We start from the raw sequence: 17,426 nt of genomic DNA, 5'->3' as shown, positions 1-17,426 counted from the left end.
TCAAAATGAGACGTCTCCTACTAAACCAGGTTCATCCGGAATAATATTGATCCAAGTTTTACCTGGAATCAACCCTACTTCTTTATCGTTTTTCACTGGTATAATCCGACCATCCTTATTAACCCATTCTACTTCATTCGCTTTTCCTTTTTGAAGTAAATAACCATTTCCGCCACTTTTCAAGTCGATTTTACGACGCCCTTTATCGTCGATCACTTGATGAGCAGCCTCAATGATCAATATATTATCCAGTAAAATAGGTTTATTCGATTTATGCTCGACTGTTTGCTTTCCATTCGAATAACGTTTATATTTCTCTTCCGTGGCTTCGTATTCATACTGTACATCATACTCGTCTGATCCGTAGGAAACCTCGGTTTTCATTGCCGGTTCCCCTTGAAGTCCAGCTGCCTCTTCCTTTGTAAGGAAAGCATAAGGCTCCGGTGCACCATTCAACTCATATCCCTTTTCCTTCGCACCTTTTTCGATGTCATCAAAGGAGGTGTAGGAATTATGCGGTGCTTTTCGATCTGCCGAACGTTGAAACAAAGTACCATCATAATATAATCCGTTCAAGTTATCAATATACCCTTTGTCCAGCATGGTTTTTGCCTCGGGGCTATTCCCATGACAGACATAGATGCAATCAAGGCCTTTAGCCAATTCGATATAATAGTCCCTTGCACTCCGGATCGGACCGATTTGGCTTGGCATTTCACTTTGGAAGATAGCTAAAAATCTGGTTATGTCACCTTCTGCGAGCATTTCAAAGACGATATCTGCTTCTGAGAGGCCCGATTGTGGGCGTGCTTCCGGATGATTATTAATCATCACTGCTGCAGCCCTGCGCTCACTGCCTGCATCGGTGGCTATACCTGTTAGTGGAAACTCATTGGAAGGTTCATTTTTCACATCTGTATTTTTGATGACAGCTTGGTCTTTCGGCTTATTGTCATCCGATGCAGGATCTTCTTTCGTAGAACAGCCTGACAGCAGTAAAATAGCAATAACGATGAAAAGAACTCTCTTAAGGTTCATCTTTCCACTCCTCTGATTTATTAGCCATTTCTTCTCTTATATTTTAACGCATTATAGTAGGAAAGAGTATAGTTTTATTCATTACATCATATACTCCTCGCTGGGTTAGCCTTATATATGGCAGATGGGTTGTCGAAAAGAATGAAAGGGTGTACACAGGATCAGCGAAGCGATAGCCCCTCTCACGCAGCAAATGTTTCAATTCATTTTCTTCTTCTATCAGTTGAGGAACCTCCTTGGTGGACATGACTCCCTTTAATTTCAGAGGTAGTTCATGGATCACCTTGCCTTGCTCCGTTAAAACGATTCCACCGCCGATTTCCTTCAGCCGGTTAAATGCCAAATGCATATCCTTTTTCCTTTTACCGATCAGTATGATATCACCTGTATTCGTATAAGAGCCGGCGAAGCCGCATAATTTGTCCGCAAACCCTTTTAATATCGTATTGATGCGCCATTTTCCTTCCCGATCGATAAGCATGAAAAAGCATTCATCATCCTCAAAGTTCAATTCTTCATGGCCAACATCATTGGCAAGCGAGTACGGTTTCGTAATGACATTATTGACCAATTCAATTCCAAACGGCATGGAAAATTCAAAATCTTCCTTTAAACTAAGATCCCAATCAAGATCGAGCGGTTTAAAATCGAAATCGCTCCATTCGATTTCCTGTTTATCCGGAATGATTTCACCATCCCGTTTAACCCATTTCCCTTTTGCCATTACCGAAACCGGTGCGGGTTCCTTTACATCGGTCAGGAAGTTGATGTTCGCCACCCTTCCTGTGGCAATATTTCCATGAAGGTATTCAATGTTATAATATCGTGCGATGTTGATAGTTGCCATATTGTATGCATCAATGACCGGAACACCATGCTCTATCGCTATTTTGATCAAGCAGTCTATGAAACCACCTTCATAAAAGGACGGCGGCGATCCATCTGTCGTATAAAAGAATTTGTCATAATGATCGATGCCCAGTTCATGGATTTCCTGTATCAGCTTTGGTAAATCCGGACGGATCGAAGAATGTCTTAACGATACATAATAGCCCTGCAGCAAGCGCGACATGACCTCATCACCTGTCATTGCCTCATGATCACAATCAGCGCCGAATAAGGTCATTTTTGCTAAAGTCTTCTCTGAAGCGCCTGGAAAGTGTCCTTCTATTTTCTTCCTCATTCGCTTGGCTTCCTGAATCCAGTGCAGCATCATGTCATCCCCATCGAGAAGCTTCGGCCATCCAGTCAGTTCCCCGCCCTGTAATACGGCATCATGCTCCAGCCATGATTTAACGGCGCCATGGGAAAAGACCGTATCTTCATCAATCAATTCCGTTTGTCCGTCAAAACGGCTCCACCAATACATTGTTACAGGAATGTTACGTAATTCTTTCAAAAGAGAAAACGCTTTCTTTTTATCTAACTGCAATAGAAATGGCAAGTTATCATTGATCAATGTCGTTGTGCCAAAATGTGATGCATAACGTGAAAAAGAAAGGGGATTATATAATTGAGAAGGGTGTGAATGCGGCTCAATATAACCCGGGACCAAGTACTGGTTTGTACAGTCTACCATTTCACAGCGGTCTATATTATCTGGAAGCTTATCGCCAACATATATGATGCGATCCTCATATATCCATATATTCGCCTTCACCCATTTTCGTAAAGCCTGATTTAAATAAGTCGTATTTTTAAGCAGAATGTGTGGTGCCCTATTGCCATCCAGCACATCTATATGTTCTCTTAGATGTTTATTTTTCCATCTATAGCGCTGTTCAAGCATAAACATTCCCCCATAAGTTATTAGAAAAAGATGTATAAAAAAAACCATTTTCAATCCAATTTTATTTCATAGTAACATACTTGCCCCATTAGAACAGTAATGTAATCCAGAATATTGTTAAATTTTTGTGAAGGGATGGACTTTAAATGAAGTTTAAACAAAATATCAGTATAATAAATGCATTAATGCGAATTACCTGTGGTTTTACATTTTTAACATGGGCTATGACTAAAATGGTGAAAAAACCATGGAAAAACCAATCTTATATAATCGTGGTGATGCTTTCTGCCATGAAAATAGGCGAAGGCATACTTCGCTATTGTCCTGTCGTCGATGCGATGGAAAACGGACAGAACTTGATGAAAAGTGAACCACAACAGGAAAATGAATCTAATCAATTTGATACATATTAAGTTTTTTCTAAAGAAGAAGCTGACTCCGCTTAGAGTCAGCTTCTTTATATTATGATGAAAAATTGTATTTTATTGCACGATAGCCAATATCCGTTCGCCAAAATAAGCCGTCTTTCTCAATATACCCTAACTCTTTATATACTTCAGCTTGGGCAGAGGCCAAATCTTTCCCTTTTGCAGCAACCAGAAGTACACGTCCGCCATTCGAGATGAAGTTCCCTTCATTATTGAGAGCCGTTCCAGCATGATAAACATGGGCTTTCGGATCAATCTTTTCCAAACCTTTAATGATAGATCCCTTTTTATATTCCCCTGGATATCCATCAGCTGCGACCACCACTCCAAGAACGGCTTCTTCATGCCATTCAAGTTGTAAATCCGCTCCAGAAAGAACCGCTTCAAGCGTATCTACGAAATCTGTTTTTAGGCGCGGTAAAACAACTTGAGTTTCCGGATCGCCAAAACGGGCATTGAACTCAATGACTTTTGTGCCTTTTTCAGTAGCGATCAACCCGGCATATAATATTCCTGTAAAACTCCGATTCTCAGAAATCATCGCATTTACCGTGGGCTTAAGAATCGTTTCGACTGCAGTCTGAATCATTTCATCTGAAATTTGCGGCACCGGTGAGTATGCACCCATTCCACCTGTGTTCGGACCCTGATCTCCATCAAAAACCCGCTTATGATCCTGAGCAATGACCATAGGATACACTTTTTCTCCATTAACAAATGCCATCAATGAAAATTCCTCGCCATCAAGGAATTCCTCAATAACGACTTTCGCAGAGGCTTCCCCGAACTTTGCTCCGACAAGCATATCATGGATGGCGTCCAACGCCTCTTCCATCGTCATGGCAACTACGACACCTTTTCCTGCAGCCAAACCATCCGCTTTTATGACGATGGGTGCACCCATTTTTTCGATATATGCCTTTGCTGAATCATAATCAGAGAATGTTTCATATTCCGCTGTCGGAATGCTGTAGTTCTTCATTAAATCTTTAGCAAAGGATTTACTTCCCTCGATGACAGCAGCACGGCCATTAGGGCCAAATACTTGTAAGCCAGCTTCAGTAAAGTCATCGGCAAGTCCATTCAATAATGGTGTTTCAGGCCCGATCACCGTTAATGAAACTGCATTCTTTTTGGCAAAGGCAACCAATTCCCCGTGATTGTTTTCATCAATTGGAACAAGAGTCGCCACATCGGTCATCCCTGGATTTCCCGGTGCTGCAAAAACAGTCCCAACCCGTTTACTTTCAAATAGTTTGCGGGCTATGGCATGCTCCCTGCCGCCCCGGCCAATTACTAGTACATTCATTATCGCACCTCGTTTTTGATTAATGTTTAAAGTGACGAATTCCTGTAAACACCATTGTAATCCCATATTCATCAGCTTTCTTGATTGAATCCTCATCTTTAACAGATCCACCAGGCTGAATGATTGCCGTGACGCCCGCTTTTGCTGCCGCTTCTACAGTATCATCCATTGGGAAGAAAGCATCTGATGCCAATGCACTTCCTGTCGCTCTTTCCCCGGCTTGTTCCAGGGCAATTTTTGCAGCTCCTACACGGTTCATTTGACCTGCGCCAACACCTAATGTCATTTGATCGTTACAAACCACTATTGCATTCGACTTGACATGTTTCACGATTTTCCAGCCAAGTTCCATGGCTTTCCACTCTTCAGGGGTAGGCTCACGTTTCGTTGCCACTTTTACCTCTGCATCCTTTAAGCTATGTGCATCCCGATCTTGAATAAGTAATCCGCCTTCAATGGATGTCAATTTACGTTCAGGCTTTTTGACCGCGTCGAAATCGATCGTTAATAAACGTAGATTTTTCTTGCTTGTCAATACTTCCGCTGCCTCTTGTGTAAACCCAGGGGCAATGATGATTTCAAGGAAAATTTCATGAAGTTTTTCCGCAGTTGCCTTATCGACTTCACGGTTCAAAGCGATGATCCCGCCGAAAATGGAAGTGGAATCTGCCTCATAAGCTTTTTCATATGCTTCCAAGATGGTCGCACCGACACCGACGCCGCAAGGATTCATATGTTTGACTGCAACAGCAGCGGGTTCATTGAATTCTTTAACGATTTGAAGTGCTGCATCAGCATCATTGATGTTGTTGTATGAAAGTTCTTTTCCATGTAATTGATTCGCCTCTGCAATTGAGAAAACGGAACCAAGCGGTTTTTTATAGAATGCGGCTTTTTGATGTGGATTTTCCCCATAACGAAGCGACTGTTTCAATTCATAAGTAACAGTCAATGATTCAGGATTTTCTTCATCGGCAAGCTCTGTCATATACTCTGAAATAACTGCATCATATGCTGCCGTATGACGGAAAACTTTTGCAGCCAGGCGGCGATTCGTGGTTTTTGTTACCCCGCCGTTTTGTTTCAGCTCAGCCAATACGGTAGGATAATCATTGGAATCAACGATAACAGTCACATATTCGTGATTTTTAGCAGAAGAACGAAGCATTGTCGGTCCACCGATATCGATGTTTTCAATAGCATCTTCCACAGTGACTTCCGGTTTGGAAATAGTCGCTTGGAATGGATATAGGTTTACACAGACAAGTTGAATGGGTTCAATATTATGCTCAGCAAGCTGTGCTGCGTGATTTTTGTCATCATGTTTTGCCAACACTGCTCCATGGACATTCGGGTGAAGCGTTTTAACACGTCCATCCAATATTTCCGGGAACCCGGTGACGTCACTGATTCCAATAACCTCAATACCATTTTCCTGAAGCGTTTTTTTGGTACCGCCTGTAGAAATGATTTCAAAACCTGCCTCAATTAAACCTTGAGCAAATTCTACGATACCTGTTTTATCCGATACACTAATTAATGCGCGTTTCTTCATGTTATGTTGGTCCCTCCATTAAGTAAGTTTCTTGTGGCATAGCTCCTGCAAAACTGATGGATACAAGTCATGCTCCATTTCCTGAATCCTTTTCTGAAGGATATCTTTCGTATCCCCTTCAAGAATTGGCACTGCTTTTTGGGCAATGACCGGTCCTGTGTCCATTCCATCATCAACATAATGAACGGTTACTCCCGTTTCCTTCACTCCGGCATCAAAAGCCTGGCCAATTGCATCCTTGCCTGGAAAACTAGGCAGAAGTGAAGGGTGGATGTTCACAATCCTTTGTGAATACTTTTGTAATAAAGTCGGACCGATCAAACGCATATAACCAGCAAGAATGATGAATTCTATCTCATACTGGCGAAGTTTTTCCAGGATTTCCGTTTCATATTCAGTCTTGTTGGAGTAATTCTTTGCTGAAAAGGAGAAAGTGTCAATATTCTCAAACTTTGCTCTCTCAAGCACATATGCGTCTTCACGATCGCAAACGACAAGACAGATTTCCGCCTCCAACTTTCCACTTTTTATTGCTTCAGCTATTGATTGAAAATTACTACCGTTACCTGATGCAAAGACAGCAAGGCGTTTCATTATTTGAACGACACTCCATTTCCATCCACGATCGTTCCAATAACTGAGGCTTCTTCACCGCAAGACTTTAGGTGGGCCAGCACATCCGATGCCACTTCTTTTTTGACGACGGCCGTCATTCCAATACCCATATTGAAGATATTGAACATTTCCTCTTTTACAAGGTTCCCTTTTTCTTCAAGGAATGAAAATATAGTTGGAATTTCCCAGCTTCCAAGCTCGATTTCAACACCGCATCCCTCAGGAAGGATACGCGGAATATTCTCGATGAATCCACCGCCGGTGATATGGGCAAGACCGTTAACCTCAAATTTTTCCAACGTCGATAGAACGGACTTCACATAGATTTTTGTCGGTTTTAATAATTCCTCTCCCAACTTGCAATCCAGTTCCGGTACGAAGTCATGAAGCCCCATACCTGAGTCTTCAAGAAGGATTTTACGAACAAGGGAATACCCATTACTGTGGATGCCGCTTGAAGCAAGTCCAATGACAACATCACCAGCCGATATTGCTTCACCAGTAATCAGACGTGATTTTTCAACGGCACCTACAGTGAAACCTGCCACATCGTATTCTTCCGTCTCGTACATGCCTGGCATTTCAGCCGTTTCTCCGCCGATTAAAGCACAGCCTGCCTGCTCACAGCCATCTGCAATTCCTTTGACGATCATTTCGATTCGTTCAGGATCTGCTTTACCGCAGGCAATATAATCTAAAAAGTATAAAGGTGCAGCACCTTGAACGACAACATCATTGACGCACATAGCTACACAATCCACTCCAATTGTATCGTGTTTATCCATCATGAACGCCAACAAAAGTTTAGTACCCACTCCATCCGTACCAGAAATGAGCACAGGTTCTTTAAGGTTCAAGGAAGATAAATCAAACATGCCGCCGAAACCGCCCAGACCATTCATTACTTCTGGACGAAATGTGCGCTTTACATGTTTTTTCATTCGATTTACCGCTTCATAACCAGCCTCAATATCCACACCAGCCTGTTTATATGCATTAGCCATTTGAAATCCTCCTCCGAAAATCAATCATCATTGCCGACTTGATTAACATTTTGTCTTTTCTCGTTCGTATTCAAAAATTTCAGTCGGATAATTTCCGGTGAAACAAGCTAGGCATGAACCGCGCGTTTCTCCAGGAAACGGTCGTCCAATTGCTTCGACCATACCTTCGACACTTAAAAAAGTTAAGGAATCAGCACCGATGATTTCCCTTATTTCCTCCACCGATTTAGAGCTCGCAATCAGTTCTTCCTTTTTAGACGTGTCTATGCCATAAAAACATGGATTCTTGATCGGTGGTGAGCTGATTACTACATGCACTTCTTTCGCTCCGGCATCTTTTAACATGCGGACAATCCTTCTGCTCGTTGTCCCACGGACGATTGAATCATCAACCATTATGACCCGCTTGCCTTCTACTACCCCTCTTACAGGTGATAGTTTCATCTTTACGCCTTGTTCACGCAGACTTTGTGATGGCTGAATGAAAGTCCGTCCAACATACCGGTTTTTTATTAAACCCATTTCATAGGGAATGCCTGCAGCTTCAGCATAGCCTATTGCTGCCGAAATGCTGGAATCAGGTACACCTGTAACTACATCTGCTTCAATTCTGGCTTCCAGTGCCATTTGTTTGCCAAGGTTTTTTCGTGCCGTATGAACATTGATGCCATCAATGTTGCTATCCGGACGGGAAAAATACACGTACTCCATCGTGCACATTGCCTGTTGGCTGGAAAGCGAAAAGTATTCGGATGTGATTCCCTCATCATTAATGACAACGAGTTCACCCGGCTCAATATCGCGGATGAATTCTGCACCTACTATATCAAGTGCACATGTTTCGGATGCAGCGAAATATGCATCGCCTATTTTCCCCAAGGAAAGCGGACGGAAGCCATGCGGATCTCTTGCCATGATCATTTGGTTTTCGGTCATGATGACAAAGGCATAGGCGCCCTTCAGCATGCTTAAACTGTTCTTCACGGAATCTCTTACATCCGAGTAGCCCGAGCGTTTAATCAGATGGGCCAGAACTTCCGTATCAGATGTCGTTTGAAAAATGCTTCCTTGTCCTTCAAGCTGTGCTTTTAATTGATGGGCATTGACGATATTCCCATTATGAGCAAGGGCCAGCCCTCCTGTATGCGAATTGAACAGGAAAGGCTGAACATTTTGATACCCGCCGCCGCCCGCCGTTGTATAACGGACATGGCCGATTGCCGCTTTACCGCTACCGGAAAGTGCCTGCATTTTTTCCGCAGTGAATATCTCTGTGACAAGTCCTTCGCCCTTAGAGATGGACATCTGCTCACCATCCGTCACGACGATGCCAGCTCCCTCTTGACCACGATGTTGCAAGCTATGCAAACCGTAGTAAGCTAGCTGTGCAGCATCTGGATGTCCCCAGACTCCAACAACACCACACTCTTCGTTTAGGCTTCTTATTTCAGCAAGCATGGTATGGCTCCCTTCCAAGCTGTTTGTAAATCTTCAACGTCCGCTTCCAATACTTTGCTATCACTTGTTGCCACGACTAATTTATTATCAGCCGTAACTGAACCTATGCAAATCGCATCTTCAACAAGAGCTTCAAATGACGCTTGGTTTTCAGGATTGATGGACAGTAAGAAACGTGATTGCGTTTCACTGAATAATTCGGATACAGGTTCGCCGGATATATTCACTTTTGCCCCCAGTTTGCTAGTTCCGAATAAAGATTCAGCTAAAGCCACTGCCAAACCGCCTTCCGAAAGGTCATGGGCTGATGCAACAAGTCCTTTTTGGATTGCCGTCAGAATTTGCTGCTGACGTTTTTGTTCAACGGCCAAATCAAGTTCCGGAGCGCGTCCAAAGATTTTACCCTCGAGCATTTTCTGTAATTCACTGCCCCCAAATTCAACTTTCGCTTCGCCGACCACATAAATCAAATCGGATTCATTTTTAAATGTTTGAGTTGTGATGTGCTTAAGGTCACTGACCAGACCAACCATACCAACTACAGGTGTCGGATAAATCGCTTCACCATTCGTTTCATTATAAAGGGAAACATTTCCGCCGATTACAGGAGTACTTAAGCTTCTGCATGCTTCACTCATACCGTCTGCCGCTTTTTCCAGTTGCCAAAATATTTCTGGTTTTTCTGGATTCCCAAAATTCAAGCAATCCGTAATCGCTAAAGGTTCCGCACCCGAGCAAATGATGTTACGGGCTGCTTCAGCCACTGCGATTTTGCCGCCTGTTTCAGGATCTAAATAAATAAAGCGGGAGTTGCAATCCGTCGTCATGGCAAGTGCTTTATTCGTACCACGTACACGCACTACCGCCGCATCCGATCCAGGTGAGACGACTGTATTCGTGCGGACCATGTAATCATATTGGTCGTAGACCCATTCTTTACTCGAAATTGTCGGTTGCTTCAATAGTGATACCAATGTTTCTTTATAATCTTCAATGACTGGCACTTCTGCCGTCATGCTTTGGAAGTCACGGAAATATTGCGGTTCTGCAGAAGGCTTGTGATAAATCGGAGCTTCTTCAGCCAATGCATCAACCGGCACCTCAGCAACGATTTCACCTTGATGGGAAAGGGTTAGGTTTTTATCATCCGTTACTTCACCAACAGCAACCGCTTCTAGGTCATATTTCGTAAACAAGTCGACGATTTCCTGTTCGCGTCCTTTAGTGACAACGATCAGCATCCGCTCTTGTGATTCAGAAAGCATCATTTCATATGCTGTCATACCTGTTTCACGCTGCGGTACTAAATCCAGGTTCATTTTTATTCCTGAGCCAGCTTTACTCGCCATCTCGGCAGATGAGCTTGTAAGACCTGCTGCTCCCATATCTTGAATGCCAACAAGGGCATCATTTTGAATCAATTCAAGGCATGCTTCCAAAAGCAGTTTCTCCATGAATGGATCGCCTACTTGTACGGCAGGCCGTTTTTCTTCCGAAGACTCTGATAGCTCTTCAGATGCAAATGTTGCTCCATGAATACCATCACGTCCAGTTTTGGCACCCACATACATCACTGTGTTGCCCACTCCATGCGCTTGGCCTTTTTTAATGTCCTTATGATCGATCAACCCGACACACATCGCATTGACAAGAGGGTTTCCTTCATACGATGGATCAAACTGAATTTCTCCGCCGACAGTTGGAATTCCGATACAATTCCCGTATCCTGCAATCCCTGCAACCACTTCTTTAAATAAATATTTCACGCGATCATTGTCTAGCTCACCGAAGCGAAGCGAGTTCAACATCGCTATCGGACGGGCACCCATGGAGAAAACATCACGGATAATTCCGCCGACACCAGTAGCGGCACCTTGGTAAGGCTCTATTGCCGAAGGATGGTTATGACTTTCAATTTTAAAAACGACTGCCTGATCGTCACCGATATCAACGATACCTGCTCCTTCACCAGGGCCTTGTAGAACTTTCTCCCCTGTAATCGGGAATTTTCTTAAGATGGGTTTTGAATTTTTGTAGGAACAATGCTCTGACCACATGACCGAAAACAATCCAGTTTCCGTATAATTCGGCAGTCTGCCTAAGATTTTCTCCACCATTGCAAATTCATCATCGGATAGTCCCATAGTTGCGTACAATCGATCCGATTTAATTTTTTCCGGACTTGGTTCAAGCTGTAATAACATGTGATTCCCTCCAGTTTTTTACGATGGATTGAAAAATCTTTAAGCCGTCTTTACTGCCAAGCAGCGAATCAACAGCACGTTCGGGATGAGGCATCATTCCGAGGACATTTCCTTGTTCATTTGTAATTCCCGCTATTTGCTCCAAGCTTCCGTTTGGATTTTCACCATCATACGTGAACAAGATGCGGTTATTTTGTTTTAATTCAGCCAATGTCTCATTATCGCAGTAGTAATTCCCTTCACCATGGGCAACAGGGATCGTAATCGTTTCATTCAATTCATATCCTGTCGTGAACATCGATTGATTATTTTCAACCTTCAGTCCTACATTGCGGCAAATGAATTTCAAGCCTTCATTACGGCGCATCGCACCAGGTAAAAGTCCTGCTTCAAGTAATATCTGAAAACCATTGCAGACACCCAATACAGGCTTTCCTGCTTGTGCCGCTTTTACGACTTCTGCCATTACATTCGAAAATCTTGCAATTGCTCCAGAGCGTAAGTAGTCTCCATAAGAGAAACCTCCAGGAAGAAGAATCCCATCATACTGATCTAGATTGTCTGTAGAGTGCCAAACATACTCCACTTCTTCCCCCAGTGCATCCTTTATCGCATGGTACATATCGACATCACAATTGGAACCAGGGAAAACTATGACAGCAAATTTCATTGGGTGATAACCTCCTCAACATCATAGCGGTAAGCTTCAATTACCGTATTGGCCAATAGTTTTTCACACATTTCCTTCACAAGTTGATCTAAATCACGATCCGTATCTTTAATTGTAAGTTCAATGTATTTCCCCACTCGAACATCACTAACTTCGTTATAAGTCAAACTATGAAGTGATTGTTGCACTGCTGCTCCCTGTGGATCTAGTACACTTTCGCGTAGTGTGATATATACCTTAACCTTATACATGTTGAGTGCCCTCCAACTTTGCTAGTATTTTTTCGTAAGCATCTGTTAAACTTCCTAAATCACGGCGGAATACATCTTTGTCTAACTTTTCGTTCGTTTTAATATCCCATAATCGGCAGGTATCAGGTGAAATTTCATCTGCCAGCAGAATGTCTCCATTCGAGGTTTTACCGAACTCTAATTTAAAATCAATCAATTTAATGTCCAACTCTTTAAAGAAGGAAGTCAAGACGATACTGATTTCTTGTGCCTTTTCTTTTAAAATCGCTACATCTTCCTTGCTTGCAAGTTCCAATTCTTCAATATGGTCTTCCGTTAACAGAGGATCGCCGAGTTCGTCATCTTTATAGTAAAACTCAATCAGTGTTTTCTTGAGAGGCTGGCCTTCTTCAATGCCAGTTCTTTTAGAAAAACTGCCGGCAGCCGTATTTCTGACAACGACTTCTAGCGGAATGATGGATACCCTTTTGACTAGCTGCTCCCGGTCGGAAAGCATTTCAATAAAATGGGACGGGATATTCTCTTGGGCAAGCTTTGAAAATAGTAAGCTAGTAATCTGATTATTCAACTTACCTTTTCCGGCAATCTCTGACTTCTTCTCACCATTGAATGCTGTTGCCGAATCCTTGTATTCCACCCAAACAATTTCACTGTTGTCCGTTGCAAAAATCTGTTTCGCTTTTCCTTCATACAACAATTCTCGTTTTTCCATCTGTCAAGACCCCCACATTGTGAATATTATGAATCTTCCTGCCATTGATCAGGCTTGGCAAACATATCACCGTTTAGAGGTGCCATGTTTGCCGCCTTCACTTTTATAAACCTAAACGATCAAAGATTACATCAACATTTTTCAGGTGATGTGTAGGATCGAAACAATCATCAAGTTCTTCTTTCGTAAGCAAGCTTGTGATTTTATCATCCTTTTCGATCAGGCTTCTGAATGGAACCTGAAGCTCCCATGCTTCCATCGCTTTCGGCTGAACCGTATCATAAGCTTCTTCACGGACAAGTCCTTTATCGATAAGGGAAAGCAGCACACGTTGTGAGAAAATCAATCCAAGCGTACGGTCCATATTGCGTTTCATATTTTCTGGATAAACGGTCAAGTTCTTCACTATGTTGCTGAAACGGTTCAGCATGTAGTTTAATGCGATCGTTGCATCCGGCAAGATGATGCGCTCAGCAGAAGAATGCGAAATGTCACGTTCATGCCATAATGGTACATTCTCATATGCTGTCATCATGTAACCCCGGATGACACGAGCCATACCCGTCATATTTTCAGAACCGATTGGATTCCGTTTATGAGGCATTGCCGAAGATCCTTTTTGTCCTTTTGCAAAGAATTCTTCCACTTCGCGTGTTTCACTTTTTTGCAAGCCGCGAATTTCCACTGCGAATTTTTCGATTGATGTCGCAATTAAAGCCAATGTGCTCATATAATGTGCGTGGCGATCGCGCTGCAATGTTTGTGTTGAAATTGGCGCTGCTTCAAGGCCAAGCTTTTCACAAACGAATTTTTCAACGAACGGGTCGATGTTTGCGTAAGTTCCGACAGCTCCAGAGATTTTCCCAACCTCTATGTTCTTTCTTGCTTCTTCAAAACGTTCGACATTGCGTTTCATTTCTTGATACCAAAGAGCCAGTTTCAGCCCAAAAGTGGTCGGTTCAGCATGAACGCCATGTGTACGCCCCATTTGAACTGTGTATTTATGTTCTTTCGCTTTGTTTTTCAGGATCTCCACGAAGTTATTTAAATCCTTGGCAAGTATCTCGTTCGCTTGCTTTATCACATATGAAAGAGCTGTATCCACCACATCAGTGGAAGTCAGTCCGTAATGGACCCATTTCCGTTCTTCACCCAACGTTTCAGAAACCGCACGTGTAAAGGCAACAACATCGTGGCGTGTATCTTTTTCGATTTCATTGATACGGTCCACATCGAATGTGGCATTTTCACGAAGAAGCTTCACATCTTCTTTTGGAATGACACCTAACTCAGACCATGCTTCACAAGCTAAGATTTCAACTTCCAACCACGCATTAAAGCGGTTCTTTTCTGTCCAAATGTTTCCCATCTCTGGGCGGGTATAACGTTCAATCATTTTACTTCCTCCGTTTCAACCTGTTGATTCCATATTTTGCTTCGATCACTTTCCAAAAGAGCTTCCTCAATCGTTGGACGTAAAATATTCACATGACCCATTTTTCGCTTAATTTTGGCTTCTTTCTTACCGTAAAGGTGAACCTTCCAATCTGAAAGCGTCGGAATTTCGTCCATTAAGGGCCCGATATGCTCACCAAGGATGTTTATCATTACCACAGGCTTCAATAACGCCGTATTTCCGAGCGGCCAATTGCAGACAGCCCTTATATGCTGTTCGAACTGTGAAGTCTCACATGCTTCCATTGTATAATGGCCTGAGTTATGAGGTCTTGGCGCTAATTCATTAATGATGATATCATCCTGAACGGTTAAAAACATCTCGACTGCCAATGTCCCCACCAAATCAAGTTTCTCTGCAAGCTGTAAAGCTTCATTAATAGCTTTCCGTTCAGCTTGTTGACTAATACGGGCGGGAACAATACTTTTATGAAGAATGTTTTCAATATGAATGTTTTCCGCAATCGGAAAATGACTTGCCTCGCCATTTGCCTTGCGCGTCACGATAATGGAGATTTCTTTTACGAAATGAATCCAGGCTTCCAGCACACATTTACCTGTTTTGAGCAGGGATTCAGCCTTTTTGATATCGGCTTCTTCCTTAATGACCAACTGCCCTTTTCCATCATAACCGCCCCGCGTCGTTTTTAACACACTAGGGTACCCTAATTTCTCTATATGAAGGTAAATTTCTGAAATATCCTGTATTTCCTGATATGGAGCAACGGAAGCTCCCGCATCAGATATGGCTTTTTTTTCAGTCAATCTATCCTGTGTCAGCTTTAATAATTCGGAGCCCTGTGGAAGGAATGCATGTTGCTTTAACCAATCCAATGCTTCTGAGCTGATATTTTCAAACTCGTATGTTATGACGTCACTGACCTCAGCCAATCTTTTCAATGCTTCGATATCATCATAAGCACCAGTGATTTCAATATCCGCCACTTGAGCACATGGACCTTCTGCAGTCGGCTCAAGGACCGCTATCTTAAAGCCCGATGCCTTAGCCGATAAGGCCATCATCCTGCCCAATTGCCCACCGCCGATTATTCCAATGGTCTGTCCCGGTAAAATGATTGTATTATTTAAGTTGTTCACTGCTCTGTAACACCTTTTCTCTGGTTTCGTTTCGTAAAGCCTCTAACCTATCAGCAATGTCAGAATCAAAAGCCGCTAATATTTGAGCCGCAAACAAACCGGCATTGACTGCGCCAGCTTTTCCGATCGCAACCGTAGCAACCGGTACGCCACCAGGCATTTGAACAATCGATAATAACGAATCCATCCCATTTAATGCCTTCGACTGTATTGGCACGCCTATCACAGGGACAATCGTTTTAGCTGCGGTCATACCTGGAAGATGTGCAGCCCCGCCTGCTCCTGCAATAATCACTTTAATATCTCTATCTTTTGCACTCTCTGCATATTCAAATAGTAAATCCGGCGTCCGGTGGGCGGAAACGACTCTTTTTTCATAGGGAATCTCAAGCTGTTCCAATGATTCACAAGCGTATTTCATCGTTTCCCAATCCGAGACACTTCCCATAATAACCCCAACTTGCGGTTTCATATCATCTTTCCCTCCAACACTCATATTATGGCGTCCCGGGTATGCAGACGGACGCTTATCATTTTATCTATAACATGTAAAATAAAAAACCGGACAGGTTGCTTCCTCATTGAGAAAGCAACCTGTCCGGAACAGAAAGCCCTTTGTAAAATCACAAAAAGACTTGGCTAGTTTCCGAAATAGTCAGATGCTTTTCTCATAGTCCGATGATTTACGGTCATCAGGTAGAAACTTTTGGGCCATATCCCCATGATTATATGAGATGTATTAATGTAACTTCATCTTACCTTCCGGCCATTTTAATGTCAAGTTAAAATCGAATATTTTTACATGATATTAATTAATCGTTCGTGTTTTACTCGATTAATTTTGCTTCGAATACAATTTTTCGATCAACTGGCACATAATGGACCTTGCCATTCTCGATTCTCTCGGCAAAGATAGGCTCTTCCGTCCTCCTTACAGGAAAGTACCCTGCCGCTTTAATTCGGTCTAAACATGCATCGATCGTCTCGCCCTCGATAACTTCAAACTTTTCCTTACTCTTTTTACTCACAATACCGATCCCTTCCTTGGTTCTATTTTGTCTGTTTTCTTCCTTAGCATCCAGTTTGCATTATTCTCATTAATAAATTCTTCCTAGTATAATGAAAAGAACAAGTAAAGACAAGAATACATTTCAAAAAAGTCGATTACTTTATAATGGAAATTCCATAATGTCTCAGAATATGATATACCTGTCTTCCGTCAAAGTACCTGCACCCATTAATTATACATCCCCTTCAATATCCTACCTCCTTCCCCTCTGAATTACGGATAGCCTGATTCATGAAATTACCCATTGCTCCATGATCCGGTACATATTCGTATCTTACTGTCATGAATTATTTCAATTCAAGTGTTAACGATAGGTCGAATTAAATAGGTTCCAGGTCGATTTTTCCAATTTTGGTCGAAATTAATAGTCCGCTGGTATAACTATTTCGTTTCTGGCCGACTAGATTAGTCTACAGGCCGAAAGTATATCAATACAAAAAAAGACCAGCCGGATGGCTGATCTTTTGAAATGGCTTGGCGGCGTCCTACTCTCACAGGGGGAAACCCCCAACTACCATCGGCGCTGAAGAGCTTAACTGCCGTGTTCGGAATGGGAACGGGTGTGACCTCTTCGCTATCGCCACCAAACATATGAGGAACGTTGTTCCTTCAAAACTAGATAATAAGAAGGTATTTCATTTTTCAAAAAGCGTTGGTTAAGTCCTCGATCTATTAGTATCAGTCAGCTCCACATGTCACCATGCTTCCACCTCTGACCTATCAACCTGATCATCTTTCAGGGATCTTACTAGCTTGCGCCATGGGAAATCT

General features: G+C 42.6%; 16 protein-coding genes, 2 rRNA genes and 1 riboswitch. Of the genes, 1 reads left to right on the top strand and 17 read right to left on the bottom strand.

What is annotated here, in order from left to right; all coding sequences use genetic code 11:
- A complete protein-coding gene (locus MPH60_RS21390; protein ID WP_241590142.1) occupies positions 1 to 1,038 on the bottom strand; it encodes a DUF3048 domain-containing protein in 1,038 nt (345 codons plus the stop codon).
- 43 nt (positions 1,039 to 1,081) lie between these two features.
- Positions 1,082 to 2,827 carry an adenine deaminase C-terminal domain-containing protein gene (locus MPH60_RS21385; RefSeq protein WP_241590143.1) on the bottom strand — a complete coding sequence of 582 codons (1,746 nt, stop codon included), beginning with the start codon at positions 2,825 to 2,827 and terminating at the stop codon, positions 1,082 to 1,084.
- 146 nt (positions 2,828 to 2,973) lie between these two features.
- On the opposite strand from MPH60_RS21385, the gene MPH60_RS21380 reads away from it, so the two are divergent.
- Positions 2,974 to 3,240 (top strand): YgaP-like transmembrane domain, encoded by a 267-nt coding sequence (locus tag MPH60_RS21380; RefSeq protein ID WP_241590144.1) that lies wholly within the window; start codon positions 2,974 to 2,976, stop codon positions 3,238 to 3,240.
- Positions 3,241 to 3,289: 49 nt separating this feature from the next.
- Here MPH60_RS21380 and purD read toward each other — a convergent pair whose 3' ends face one another.
- From purD to MPH60_RS21305, 15 genes are all read right to left on the bottom strand, one after another.
- Positions 3,290 to 4,564, bottom strand: coding sequence for a phosphoribosylamine--glycine ligase (gene purD / locus MPH60_RS21375; RefSeq protein WP_241590145.1), 1,275 nt, complete (start codon positions 4,562 to 4,564; stop codon positions 3,290 to 3,292).
- 19 nt (positions 4,565 to 4,583) lie between these two features.
- Positions 4,584 to 6,119, bottom strand: coding sequence for a bifunctional phosphoribosylaminoimidazolecarboxamide formyltransferase/IMP cyclohydrolase (gene purH, locus MPH60_RS21370; RefSeq protein WP_241590146.1), 1,536 nt, complete (start codon positions 6,117 to 6,119; stop codon positions 4,584 to 4,586).
- An 18-nt stretch (positions 6,120 to 6,137) separates the two neighbouring features.
- Positions 6,138 to 6,713, bottom strand: a complete 576-nt coding sequence (gene purN, locus MPH60_RS21365) for a phosphoribosylglycinamide formyltransferase (protein WP_241590147.1) — start codon at positions 6,711 to 6,713, stop codon at positions 6,138 to 6,140.
- Entirely contained in the window at positions 6,713 to 7,738 is a 1,026-nt protein-coding gene (purM, locus tag MPH60_RS21360; protein ID WP_241590148.1) for a phosphoribosylformylglycinamidine cyclo-ligase, read from the bottom strand. Before purM ends, purN begins: the two co-directional genes overlap by 1 nt.
- A 42-nt stretch (positions 7,739 to 7,780) precedes the next feature.
- Positions 7,781 to 9,196, bottom strand: a complete 1,416-nt coding sequence (purF, locus tag MPH60_RS21355; protein ID WP_241590149.1) for an amidophosphoribosyltransferase — start codon at positions 9,194 to 9,196, stop codon at positions 7,781 to 7,783.
- Positions 9,181 to 11,400, bottom strand: coding sequence for a phosphoribosylformylglycinamidine synthase subunit PurL (gene purL, locus MPH60_RS21350; RefSeq protein WP_241590150.1), 2,220 nt, complete (start codon positions 11,398 to 11,400; stop codon positions 9,181 to 9,183). Before purL ends, purF begins: the two co-directional genes overlap by 16 nt.
- On the bottom strand, positions 11,384 to 12,070 hold the full coding sequence (purQ, locus tag MPH60_RS21345; protein WP_137018223.1) for a phosphoribosylformylglycinamidine synthase subunit PurQ: 687 nt from the start codon (positions 12,068 to 12,070) through the stop codon (positions 11,384 to 11,386). The genes purL and purQ overlap by 17 nt, the downstream gene beginning before the upstream one ends.
- Entirely contained in the window at positions 12,067 to 12,321 is a 255-nt protein-coding gene (gene purS / locus MPH60_RS21340; RefSeq protein ID WP_034306118.1) for a phosphoribosylformylglycinamidine synthase subunit PurS, read from the bottom strand. Before purS ends, purQ begins: the two co-directional genes overlap by 4 nt.
- A complete protein-coding gene (gene purC, locus MPH60_RS21335; protein WP_241590151.1) occupies positions 12,314 to 13,033 on the bottom strand; it encodes a phosphoribosylaminoimidazolesuccinocarboxamide synthase in 720 nt (239 codons plus the stop codon). Before purC ends, purS begins: the two co-directional genes overlap by 8 nt.
- A 103-nt stretch (positions 13,034 to 13,136) precedes the next feature.
- Positions 13,137 to 14,429, bottom strand: coding sequence for an adenylosuccinate lyase (gene purB, locus MPH60_RS21330; RefSeq protein ID WP_034306123.1), 1,293 nt, complete (start codon positions 14,427 to 14,429; stop codon positions 13,137 to 13,139).
- Positions 14,426 to 15,586, bottom strand: coding sequence for a 5-(carboxyamino)imidazole ribonucleotide synthase (gene purK / locus MPH60_RS21325; RefSeq protein WP_241590152.1), 1,161 nt, complete (start codon positions 15,584 to 15,586; stop codon positions 14,426 to 14,428). The genes purB and purK overlap by 4 nt, the downstream gene beginning before the upstream one ends.
- The gene (purE, locus tag MPH60_RS21320) at positions 15,570 to 16,058 is read right to left on the bottom strand and encodes a 5-(carboxyamino)imidazole ribonucleotide mutase (RefSeq protein WP_076372819.1); all 489 of its coding nucleotides are present in this window, start codon (positions 16,056 to 16,058) and stop codon (positions 15,570 to 15,572) included. Before purE ends, purK begins: the two co-directional genes overlap by 17 nt.
- A gap of 179 nt (positions 16,059 to 16,237) precedes the next feature.
- Positions 16,238 to 16,339, bottom strand: a riboswitch (purine riboswitch).
- A 74-nt stretch (positions 16,340 to 16,413) separates the two neighbouring features.
- The gene (locus MPH60_RS21315) at positions 16,414 to 16,614 is read right to left on the bottom strand and encodes an NETI motif-containing protein (RefSeq protein ID WP_095390347.1); all 201 of its coding nucleotides are present in this window, start codon (positions 16,612 to 16,614) and stop codon (positions 16,414 to 16,416) included.
- Between the two features lie 513 nt (positions 16,615 to 17,127).
- Positions 17,128 to 17,243 (bottom strand): 5S ribosomal RNA (rrf, locus tag MPH60_RS21310).
- A gap of 64 nt (positions 17,244 to 17,307) precedes the next feature.
- Positions 17,308 to 17,426: ribosomal RNA gene (locus tag MPH60_RS21305) — 23S ribosomal RNA — on the bottom strand; the annotation flags it as partial.

Origin of the sequence: Peribacillus sp. Aquil_B1, from assembly GCF_022603275.1 — a bacterium.
In the GTDB taxonomy this organism is placed as follows: domain Bacteria; phylum Bacillota; class Bacilli; order Bacillales; family DSM-1321; genus Peribacillus.
The sequence above is the reverse complement of the archived record's forward strand: the minus strand, read 5'-3'. Positions and strand labels throughout refer to the sequence as shown.